Source organism: Robertmurraya korlensis, assembly GCF_023715225.1.
Lineage (GTDB): Bacteria > Bacillota > Bacilli > Bacillales > Cytobacillaceae > Robertmurraya_A.
The window spans coordinates 337,255-347,919 of the sequence record NZ_JAMBNS010000003.1; the positions used below are offsets into that span (position 1 = coordinate 337,255).

At 40.4% G+C, this 10,665-nt stretch carries 11 protein-coding genes; 2 read left to right on the forward strand and 9 right to left on the reverse strand.

Annotation, left to right across the window (positions count from 1 at the left end; translation table 11 throughout):
• The first annotated feature begins 180 nt into the window (after positions 1-180).
• On the forward strand, positions 181-951 hold the full coding sequence (locus tag M3175_RS08300) for a (S)-benzoin forming benzil reductase (protein ID WP_251517493.1): 771 nt from the start codon (positions 181-183) through the stop codon (positions 949-951).
• Between the two features lie 207 nt (positions 952-1,158).
• Complete coding sequence (locus M3175_RS08305) at positions 1,159-1,296, forward strand: hypothetical protein (protein ID WP_251517496.1); 138 nt, start codon at positions 1,159-1,161, stop codon at positions 1,294-1,296.
• A gap of 35 nt (positions 1,297-1,331) precedes the next feature.
• Here M3175_RS08305 and M3175_RS08310 read toward each other — a convergent pair whose 3' ends face one another.
• The 9 genes from M3175_RS08310 to M3175_RS08350 form a co-directional block, all read right to left on the reverse strand.
• Positions 1,332-1,556 (reverse strand): hypothetical protein, encoded by a 225-nt coding sequence (locus M3175_RS08310; protein WP_251517501.1) that lies wholly within the window; start codon positions 1,554-1,556, stop codon positions 1,332-1,334.
• Between the two features lie 103 nt (positions 1,557-1,659).
• Complete coding sequence (locus M3175_RS08315; protein ID WP_251517504.1) at positions 1,660-4,695, reverse strand: MMPL family transporter; 3,036 nt, start codon at positions 4,693-4,695, stop codon at positions 1,660-1,662.
• 3 nt (positions 4,696-4,698) lie between these two features.
• Entirely contained in the window at positions 4,699-5,160 is a 462-nt protein-coding gene (locus M3175_RS08320; RefSeq protein WP_251517508.1) for a MarR family winged helix-turn-helix transcriptional regulator, read from the reverse strand.
• 125 nt (positions 5,161-5,285) lie between these two features.
• Positions 5,286-6,062: a type I 3-dehydroquinate dehydratase gene (aroD, locus tag M3175_RS08325; RefSeq protein WP_251517512.1), complete on the reverse strand. Its 777-nt coding sequence runs from the start codon at positions 6,060-6,062 to the stop codon at positions 5,286-5,288.
• A gap of 128 nt (positions 6,063-6,190) precedes the next feature.
• Positions 6,191-6,973 (reverse strand): uroporphyrinogen-III C-methyltransferase, encoded by a 783-nt coding sequence (cobA, locus tag M3175_RS08330; RefSeq protein WP_251517517.1) that lies wholly within the window; start codon positions 6,971-6,973, stop codon positions 6,191-6,193.
• Complete coding sequence (locus M3175_RS08335; RefSeq protein WP_251517520.1) at positions 6,970-8,514, reverse strand: cobyric acid synthase; 1,545 nt, start codon at positions 8,512-8,514, stop codon at positions 6,970-6,972. Before M3175_RS08335 ends, cobA begins: the two co-directional genes overlap by 4 nt.
• A gap of 292 nt (positions 8,515-8,806) precedes the next feature.
• The gene (locus M3175_RS08340) at positions 8,807-9,427 is read right to left on the reverse strand and encodes a histidine phosphatase family protein (RefSeq protein WP_251517523.1); all 621 of its coding nucleotides are present in this window, start codon (positions 9,425-9,427) and stop codon (positions 8,807-8,809) included.
• A 22-nt stretch (positions 9,428-9,449) separates the two neighbouring features.
• The gene (locus tag M3175_RS08345; protein ID WP_251517526.1) at positions 9,450-10,160 is read right to left on the reverse strand and encodes an ATP-binding protein; all 711 of its coding nucleotides are present in this window, start codon (positions 10,158-10,160) and stop codon (positions 9,450-9,452) included.
• Positions 10,157-10,648 carry an ECF transporter S component gene (locus M3175_RS08350; RefSeq protein ID WP_251517529.1) on the reverse strand — a complete coding sequence of 164 codons (492 nt, stop codon included), beginning with the start codon at positions 10,646-10,648 and terminating at the stop codon, positions 10,157-10,159. Before M3175_RS08350 ends, M3175_RS08345 begins: the two co-directional genes overlap by 4 nt.
• Positions 10,649-10,665: the final 17 nt, after the last annotated feature.

A 10,665-nucleotide genomic window follows, 5' to 3' on the forward strand; every position in this document is an offset into this window, starting at 1 on the left:
TATTTCATCCTTTTTATTGTATCTCATTTTAGGCTACGACTTAATCACAATCTCTTGGCTTGTAGCGGGCATTATTACCTCGATTTATATTTTGATTGAAGATCAGCTCCTCAAATTTCAGCAATCGGAAAAAGACTTATGATGTGATAATTTTTAATCTCGTATGGTAAAATATCTCATATGATGAGAGGACGTGTTGTGATGAAGTATGCAGTTGTCACTGGGGCTTCCAAAGGACTTGGTGCATCGATTGCCGAAAGAGTTCTGCAGGAACATTTTGGGCTCATTTCTATTTCCAGAAATGAAAATCCTGCACTAAAACAGCTTGCTTTAGAAAATGGATTATTTTATAAGCATATAACGTGTGATTTGACGAATAGCAGGGATGCCAAACATGCCTTTTCTACAGTTGTCGAGACCATTTGTTCTAGTACAGATAATGAAGTTTTACTCGTTAATAACGCAGGTGTGGTTGAACCGATTGACACAGTGGGGAGTTTAGATCATGAGGCAATTGAAATGTCCCTTCAACTCAATGTTGCTGCTCCGATGATCGCGACAAACCTTTTCTTACAAAAGGCAAACGGAACGAAGCTAACCATTGTTAATGTTACATCGGGTGCTGCCGAAAGGCCTGTTCATGGTTGGAGTGTGTACTGTAGCACAAAGGCAGCATTAAATATGTTTACCAAAACCGTGGCAGTAGAACAAAACCATTCAGGCCATGCAACGATTATTGGTTATAGTCCAGGAATTATGGATACCGATATGCAAGGTGTTATACGCTCTTCAACGGAACATTCCTTCCAAGAGGTGAATAAATTTATTGCTTATAAAGAAAATGGGATGCTAAGAAGCACAAAGGTTGTTGCCGATGCACTCATTGACTTGCTTCTTACTGAAGAGGTTGAAAACGGAAAAATTTATAGCGTGAATAATCTACTAAAGTAGCTTCCAATTACTGAAGCTACTTTTTTATATAAATTTTTTCCTATACATGTATAAAATGGTAACACATTGGTGATGATATTAGTACAAGTGTAATTCCCCCTTTTTCTTTGACCTCCCAGTAGTGGAGGTCTTTTTCTTTTTCATGATTGAAGGAACCCGTTGTGAGCCAAACTATCATCGAAGGTAATTTTGAAAGGAGCTCATAACATGACTAAAAAGTATAATAAAGGCAGCAAGAACCAAAATTCTCCAGAAAACCATGGCGTCTTACATGGAAGTGGAGACAATAGCAAAGGAAACAAGCGAAATAATAAGGATCAAAACGATAAGACTGATCTTGATTAATGAATTAAAAAAGGTGCTGAAGCTTGCTTCAGCACCTATCTTTTTGGGTTAATCTTAATGGCCGGTGTTTCATACATAACATAAGTAGGAAGTGGATCGGCCGTTTGATCATGGGAGAAGGCCTTATCAATTTCTAAATTCGCTTTCGTCGCTTCCGTATCACCTGGACTTGAAGAATGAACCTCACTATCCTCAAGTCTTTCGGCTAGCTCAATATTGGCATCATTAATGGCAGCAACTTCATTTTCTTTATTTTGCAATTCACTCACCTCCTGTATAGTATCTTTCCACTCTTCTTTCTTATCCGTTGTTTTATTTCCAACTAAAAACCCCGCCAACCATGGCGGAGTCTCACAATCTATCCTACTTTTCCCGTAAGAACGGCCACCAGTTGGCTTTTCCGAAGGTTCTTACCATGACTGGGATGAATAATGGAAGAATCACAAGGGCGTATAGGAATAATCCTACTAATACGATGGATGCGATTTGTAGTAAGGATAGCATTCCTGAAGGCATCATCGCAGCAAAGGTTCCACCTAAAATGACAGCTGCTGATATGATAACCGTACCCATTTTTTTCATTGATTCAAGCATTGCTTCACGAATCGATAGGTCCTTATATTCATTAAATCGGTCCATTAAGAAGATACTATAGTCGACTCCAAGTGCGATTAAGATTACAAAGCCGAAGAATGGTACGGCCCAGCTAATTCCTGTATAGCCTAGGAGGTTAACAAAGATCGCTTCATTAATTCCCATAGATGTGTAGAACGTTAAAATCAACGATGCAATGATATACGCTGGCATGATCATTGAACGGAAAAGAATGACTAAGATGATGGTTATCCCTACTAACATTAGCACAACCGTACGAGAGTAATCTTCTCCTGAAATGGCATCAAGGTCAGCGTTGGTTCTTGTCACTCCTCCAACGGCAACCACGGCATTTTCAAGCTTTGTATTCGCGGTGGCACTCTTTACCGCTTCATTTAGTTTATCTACTTGATGGATGGCCTCATTGGAGTAAGGATTTGCTTCAAGAATCACATCAATCGTCATAACTTTTCGATCTTCAGACATATAAGTGTCTAGCACCTGGACAAAATCTTCACTTTCAAGAACCTCAGGTGGTAGATAGAATGCACCATTATCGTTTTCAGAAAGACCTTTAATATAGTCTTGAGCCGAGCCTAATCCATTTGAGATTTGATTTAAGCCATCCACACTTTTGTTCAAACCATCTGTTAGTTGACCTAATTGACCGCCTAATTCACCAAAACCAGCTGCAAGCTGCTGTTGACCGTCACGAATTCCAGCTAATCCAGAAGTTAGCTTTGGCATATTATCAACAATTTTCCCTTGACCGTCTGCAAGCTGATTGAGACCGGCAAGCTGCTTATCAATTCCAACGATAAACTGCTCTAAACCAGAAACGATTTTTTGTTGGTTTTCATTAATGACTGCAAATCCAGCATTAGCCTCAGCCATGCCACTAGCTACTCCAGCTAATTGTGGCTGAACCGTTTGAACCGTTCCCTTTAATCTTTGATAAGATTCATCCATTTGTAACGCAGGATAACTCGATTCTAAAGCGGCAAAATACTGATCAGTAGAAGCAAGAGCGGCAGAAAGCTCGTTTAAGCCAGCTCCCATTTGTCCATAAGCACCAGCAAGCTTTTTGTACTCTGCTAGCAACTGCTCTGCACCAGATTTTACTTTTCCAAGCTCGGTCTTGATTTGAGCTGAACCTGCTGCTCCTTGACGAATACCATCTTCAATTTTTGCTAAGTTTGTTTGAATTTCGGTTAATCCTGACTGAACCTGCGATGTTCCCGTTACGAGCTCACCGATCCCAGCAGTTGCTTGTTCAAGTTGTGGAGCCGAACTTTCAAGACCAGTACTTGCTTCCTTTAGACCTGAGCTAATTTGATCGAGACCTTCTTTTCCTTCTCCAAGTCCTTCTTGTAACGTGTCGGCTTGCTTCGCGATTAAAAAGTCTTCAATTGGTTCACCCGTTGGTCGTGTCACCGAACGAACGGTGTCTACCAGTGGTACACGCGCTAACTGTTTACTGATTTCTTCCACTAAATTAATATATTCCATTGAATCCATTGCTTCGTCATTTTTTAAAATGATTTGTGTCGGCATTGATTCACCTGGCCCAAAGCTATCGGCAATGGCATTAAAGGCACGAATAGAATGGACATCTCCACTTATTTCTTCAAGAGAATTATAAGATAGCTTGCCATCGTATGTGACTAAGAACGGAACACAAACGGCTGCTACAATAAGAAGCGCAATCACTGGGCGCTTTAGAGAAAATTGACCAACTACACCCCAGAATTTGCTTTCACCATGCTCTGCGGTACTCTTTGATGGCCAGAAAATTTTTCCGCCAAGGGCTGCCATAAAAAACGGAACAATCGTAAATAAGGCAATTAACAAAAGCCCTACTCCAACCGCAACAGCTGCTGCTGATTGGTAAAGCACAAATTTTGAAAACCCGATTGCGGCAAAACCGATCATTACGGCTAATCCACTGAAAAATACCGTACGTCCGGCATTTTGATACGTTGCTACTATCGCATCTGCACGGTTTTCGTAATGTGTAAGTTCTTCTTTATAACGGCTAAGTAAAAGGATACAATAGTCCGTTCCAATCCCAAACAATATTGCTACAAGGAAGATTTGTGTATAACTCGAAACTGGAAAATCCAATCTATCTACTAAAATTGAAACAATCGATTGAGCAGCTAAGTAGGAGAATCCAACCGTTAACAATGGGATGACCGGTGCTACCACCGAACGGAAAACGAGTAACAAAACCACTAAGATGAAAACAACTGTTATTCCTTCTGTCTTTTTCAATCCTTCTTGAGAGCTTGTCATCAAGTCTTCATTAATTAACCAGTTACTCGTGTAATCGTGGTCGACCTTCACGTCCTCGATCGTTTCATAAAGGGCTTCACTTAATTCTTTCGGTTCACGGTCCTTCCACTCAATGGTAAGTGATGTAAGAATCGCTTTTCCATCCTTTGAGACAAGCTGTTCTTCTAGAACCTCTTCATTAAAATGAGTAAGAATGTCTGTAATCCCAAGCTCTTCTTTTTTGTTTTCAAGTGCTCGAATCGCCTTTTCAGCCTCTTGTATTTCTTTATCCGTTAATTTTTCCTCACTATGAAAAACGAGGGCGACCTGCGTATCATCTCCTCCGCCTTCCTGTTCTTGGACGTTTTCCATAATGTCAGAGGCTAGTGAAGAGGAATATCCTTCCGGAACATCAATTTGTCCCTTCTCACGAACAAGATCGGCCATGTTAGGAGCCAGCATAAACAGTCCAACAATTAGAGCAATCCACGCCACTAACACTAACCACTTATTTTTTATAATCGCATACATGAGCTAATCCTCCAGTTGATTCTTCTTTGTTTCTAAAAGTACGTCATGCAATTTCTCGTATGACTTGATAAACATTTCTATTTCGTTCTGATCGAATTTCGTGATAATTGACTCCACCAGTTTATGGATTCTAGCTTCCGTTTCTAAATAAAGCTCGTTGCCATGATCCGTTAACGTTAAGTACACCACTCGACGATCATTTTCATCTCTCGTTCTCTTTATTAAGCCCTTCGTCCATAATCGAGTAATAATAGCAGTGATCGCACTCTTTTTTACAGAAAAAACGTCCGCAAGCTCTGACGATGTGCAAGAATGATTTTGATAGATGTAGCGCAACATATAATGCTGCTCACTTGTTAGGTCACAATCAAGCTGCTCCTTAACAAGTGCTTCCCCTATCTTATTAACGGAAAAAGATAGAGAAATATATTTATTCACAACTTCTTCAATACGCTGATCTGGCACCCTATCACCTCTAAAAATAGTTTCATTATTTAATAGTTCAACTATTTAACTATCTACTCGATTATCATAATGGAGACAGATATTTATGTCAATTAATAAAAAAACGAACCAATAAAATTGGCTCGTTACTTTTGTAAGCTATGATGAATGACTTCTAGTGTTCGTTTGAGATCAGTTACTTCTACTTGTCCTGGTGCGGATGCCTTCTTTAACGCTCCGAATGTAACGCTGGATCCAAACACTTCACCAGATAGGCGACTAATGGCTCCTTGCCCTGCCATAGACATTGTGATAATCGGAGTTTCTGGATGATTTTCTTGCATCTCAACAGTAGCTTCCAACAGTGCTAGCACATCTCTAGCAGAGGTCGGCATTACTGCTATTTTTGGAATATCGCCTCCTAGCTTCTTACCACGTTCAAGAATTTCCACCATTTTATCCTTAGAAGGTGTAGAGGCAAAATTATGGCTAGAAAGGATCCCAAATCGACCATTCTCATGAATGATGGAGAGAATCTCATTAATATCCTCATCTCGATGGCGTAGCTCAATGTCTACTAAATCGACCTTACCTGACTTCGCTGCCGCTTCATTCAATTCGAAGTAATAAGAAGTATGAATTTCCTTTTCCCCACCCTCTTCTAGGCTTCGAAATGTAAAAACAAGAGGAAGCTCTTCCAAACGCTGTTGGATTGTTGAAAGTACAGTCATCACCTTACTAAGGTCTTCACTACCATTGAAAAAGTCTACCCGCCATTCAACCATATCGACCACATTCTTATTTAAATGAATAAGCTCTGCCTCCGCTAAAAGGTCTGCCACTGTTCTCCCTGTCATTGGCACACAAATTTTCGGTGTTCCCACGCCAATACGAATATTTTTTACCGTAATAAAATTCGCCAAGCAACGATCCCTCCATTCTTACCCTCTACTTTATCCTACAACTGCTCTTTATGACCACAAAAAAATAGGATACTCTACAAAAAAGAGTACCCTTTTTTCCATCATGCAGTTCCCTTCTCTTGCATTCCTTACGCCCTTGCCATAGCTAGCGCTTCAGCGTGATTTTCTTCAAACCAACGGATTCTTTCTCTCATTTGAACAACCCCTCCCACAAGAATGATAGAAGGATGAGATATTTGGTTCTTACTCACAATTTCTTCAATTGTTTCTAACGTTCCTGTCACGGTTCTTTGAACAGAGGTCGTCCCCCAATGAATGACTGCTACCGGTGTTGTAGCCTTTTTCCCATGGGATATTAGGTTCTTACAAATATTCGAAAGATTGTTTACGCCCATATAAAAAGCGATCGTATCAATCCCTTTAGCAAGAGCCTCCCAATTCAAAAATTCACTTCCTTTCTCCTCACGTCCATGTGCGGTTACCATCGCAAAAGAGGTGGCATAATCTCGGTGTGTGACAGGAATCCCTGCATAAGCTGAAGCTGCGATTCCTGCGGTTACTCCAGGAACCACTTCAAAAGGGATCCCATGTCTTGCTAAAAACTCTGCTTCCTCCCCTCCTCGACCAAATACAAACGGATCGCCCCCCTTCAACCTTGTTACAATTTTCCCTTTCATCGCATGATCCACAAGAAGTTGATTGATTTCATCTTGAATCAAATGGTGCTTGCCTGGTCTTTTCCCACTATAAATCAGTTCACAGTCTTCTTTCGCATGCTTCAGTAATTCTTTATTCACTAAGCGATCATAGGAAATAACATCGGCATTTTGAATGCATTCTAGCCCATACAAAGTTAGTAATTTCGGGTCTCCAGGACCTGCTCCAACAAGAAATACCTTTCCTATTTTCATCGAGTTCCCTCCATCGCTGTTTCATTTTCAAAACGTATCTTCTTTTCGTAATACTCACGCATCTTCTCTTCTATAAATGAAAGATTGATATGTTCTTTTACATGATCAGCCAGCTGGTCATAGGCTTCCTCCCGTTGTGAGCGAAATGAAACACGGTCATGTTTTTCTTCTAGGCCTTTCACTTTCCGAATTTGATTAATAATTGCTGCACGATATGAGTCATTATCAAAGATTCCATGAAAGTATGTTCCTATAATTTGTTGATTGTCACTTATAACTCCATCTGTAGTGGTACCATGAGTAATTAATGGTGTACAAGGCTTTAGAAACGTCGTAACTCCCATATGAATTTCGTAACCTTTCACATCATGAGTTTGCTCATTTATTTGAATGGTCCCTTCTGATAGGGTGGTCTTTTTCTCAGATGTGATGGTTGTATAGATTGGCAATAGTTTTAAACCATCTTCAATCGCAACCTGGGATTCAATACCTTCTGGATCCTCGACCGTTGCACCTAGCATTTGGTAGCCTCCACATATTCCAAACACCATTGATTTCCCATTTTTCGTGAGCTTTAGAATTTCTTCATACAATCCGGATTGCTTAAGAAACATCAAATCTTCAATGGTATTTTTACTGCCAGGCAAAATAAGCAGGTCAGGATTCTGAAGCTGTACCTTGCTGCTAACAAAGCGTACATGGCAGTCTTCTTCCGATAAAAAGGGGTCAATATCTGTGAAATTTGATATTTTAGGAAATTGAATCACTGCGATATCTATTTCTTTCGCTGAATCTCTTTCTGTGCTGTATAGCTTTAAGGCAACAGAGTCCTCAGCATCCACCTTCACGTTCGTAAAGGGAACGACTCCTAGAACAGGCACTCCAGTATACTCGGTAAACCAATCAAGACCTGGTTCGAGTAAGCTTACGTCTCCCCGGAATTTATTGATAATGACCCCTATCACTCGGTCCCGATCACTCTCATCGATCAACTGAAGCGTTCCGACTAAGCTCGCAAACACTCCACCACGCTCAATGTCACCTACTAGAATGACAGGTGATTCCGTCATGTTTGCAACCCTCATATTTACTAATTCACGATCATTTAGATTGATTTCGGCTGGGCTTCCCGCTCCCTCAATCACAATTCGCTCAAACTGTTGATCGAGTCGCTTGTACGCCTCTTTAATTAAGGTGAGCCCTTGTTGGAAAAAATCTTGCCGATAAGCTCCTGCTTGCATATTTTTATACGGCTTCCCATGAACAACGATCTGTGCCTCATAGTCCCTCGATGGTTTGATTAAAATCGGATTCATATCCGTAGTCGCTATGGTTCGTGCGGCTTCGGCTTGAACTCCTTGAGCTCTCCCAATCTCCTTACCATCCAACGTAATATAAGAGTTTAACGCCATATTTTGAGATTTAAATGGTGCTGTTTTATAGCCCATATCTGAAAAAATTCGGCAAAGCGCTGTTGATATCACGCTTTTTCCTGCATCTGAATGTGTTCCTTGAATCATAATGGATTGTGCTCTACGCATAGATGTACCCCCTACACCGTGAAATAAAAGTAAGCTATCATTTGAGGACAAAATTTGAATCACCCTATGAACTTGCCCAAATAATAGATTTCAAGTATTGTTCGTGTTAACACTTTTGCTTGTAATCTTTAACCTATTTACGATTCTTCCATTTTCCTTCAGTCGCGTACAGCAAGCTGTAAGAATATCTTCCATAATCCATTAACTCCATCGATAAAAATGGCACCAGGATTGCTTTTAAAAAAACCTGGTGCCTATATGTCTCCTATAAAGTTTTACTTAAATGATTATATTATGGAACTGTTACTAGTGAGAGATGTTCTACGCTCCCCTCAACCAAGAGCTTTCTTTCCCCTTTTTCCAGTCGTATCAAGGTTAAACTCGTTCCCTCACTAATGGGAGCAGACCAGAAATTCTTTAATGGAAGCTTTTTCACTATTGATAAAAAAGCCATAATGGCTACCCCATGAGTGACAATTAGCACTCTCCCTTCCACATATGTTCTTTCTATTTCCTGTAGAAAATCTTCGACTCTAGTAATTACGTCTGTAAAGGTTTCACCACCATCGTTGTCATATCGCTCTGGAGCATTCCAATAATGATCATATTCCAATGGAAACTCACGATGAATTTCGTCATCCGTTTTCCCCTGCCATTTTCCTAGATGTATTTCCATTAGTCGCGGATCTGTTTTCATGTTGGTTTCATTTGGCAAGATAAGCTTCGCGGTGGTATAAGCCCTTCCACTAGGAGAAGAGATCACCTCATCAAAAGGGGTATCAGCTAAGTAGTCTCTTAATCGTTTAGCATCCTCCACTCCTTTTTTTGTAAGGGAGGAATCCAGTCTGCCTTGCATACGCTTTTGCACATTCCATGTGGTTTGTCCATGCCTAGCAATATATAAATCAACCATAATGGTCACTCCCTATTGAATTTCAAAAAGCTAATTCATGATAATAATGTCCTGAAAGTTCCTTTACCATAGGCCCTTTATGAGCTGGAAATGCGATCAGGAAGCAGGTAGATGGTCCAGATGTTTTTTCTATATTCATTACACTCGTCACTTCATTTTTTAAAAAATTTCGGTTTGAAAATAAACGATTCAATTTATAAAGTATCCCTTTTGACCCGACAGGTAATAAAACTGCGTCATCTAGTTTTGAGAGTTCCTTCACTAATCGTAATGGAGCTACTTCTGCTTCCTGCTCTATTACTTCATTTCCTACAAGTGGAAGACCAATTACCGCCACTTTCGTATCCTCTAGAAAGGGGCTTGCACTCAAGGGCGCATAACTTGTTCTTTTTCCTAATACCGATAATCCGACGGCAGATTGGACTAGTGCAAAGTTACTTTCAGTACTTCCATTGATCGGAATGTCTGGTACATCAAGCTCAAGTAGCCCTCTCGTAATTCCTTTTACGAGTCCTTCCCAGGCTTCCTCTCCACAGAAATTTTGAAGAATCACTGCTTCAGGAATAGCTCCCGCCGAGTAGCATTCCATGGCTGCCACACGAAAGGTATAATAACCAACAATATCGTAAGGAACCTGTACCGCATCGAGCTTTTTTAATCCGATCGCCCCGCTATTATCTGAAGCTACCACAAGGGTTTCTTTTCCCATTTTAAGTAATTGGACATCTCTCATTTTTGAAATTTCCCCGCTACTGCTGGTTTCATTATGCTAGCTAGACGAGGTGCAACGATTATAGCTAAAACGGTATTAAGAATAGATGCAATCAGTAAAGATGGAACCATACTAATATAAAATGCTTTTGAAATTAAATAGATAAATGGCAGTGGAGCTGCAAAGGTATTACCTAGCACGAATAAAATAGATGCCATCCACTTGCTGCCTTTTTGGTAAAAGTAAGCAAACATCCATGTGAGCACAGCCATTTCGATAGCGATTAAGAAATGCATAGGTCCAAGAGGCATTCCTCCAATTAACGCAGATACCATATGTCCTAATCCACCGACGATCGCACCAGGAATTCCTCCTAAAAGCGCGGCAGCAATGATTGCTGGAAACGAATCAAGCGCGACACTTCCGATGATAGCTGGAATTTTTATCCCACCACCTATAACTGTTAAAGCGATAAATACGGCCATCCAAGTTACTTTTGATACCTTCATTTTTTCTTCCTCCTTCT

Coding starts and splice junctions, on each gene's coding strand:
- M3175_RS08305 (WP_251517496.1), top strand. CDS start 1,159: ATGACTAAAAAGTATAATAAAGGCAGCAAGAACCAAAATTCTCCAGAA.
- M3175_RS08300 (WP_251517493.1), top strand. CDS start 181: ATGATGAGAGGACGTGTTGTGATGAAGTATGCAGTTGTCACTGGGGCT.
- M3175_RS08345 (WP_251517526.1), bottom strand. CDS start 10,160: ATGAGAGATGTCCAATTACTTAAAATGGGAAAAGAAACCCTTGTGGTA.
- M3175_RS08315 (WP_251517504.1), bottom strand. CDS start 4,695: ATGTATGCGATTATAAAAAATAAGTGGTTAGTGTTAGTGGCGTGGATT.
- M3175_RS08335 (WP_251517520.1), bottom strand. CDS start 8,514: ATGCGTAGAGCACAATCCATTATGATTCAAGGAACACATTCAGATGCA.
- M3175_RS08340 (WP_251517523.1), bottom strand. CDS start 9,427: ATGGTTGATTTATATATTGCTAGGCATGGACAAACCACATGGAATGTG.
- M3175_RS08350 (WP_251517529.1), bottom strand. CDS start 10,648: ATGAAGGTATCAAAAGTAACTTGGATGGCCGTATTTATCGCTTTAACA.
- cobA (WP_251517517.1), bottom strand. CDS start 6,973: ATGAAAATAGGAAAGGTATTTCTTGTTGGAGCAGGTCCTGGAGACCCG.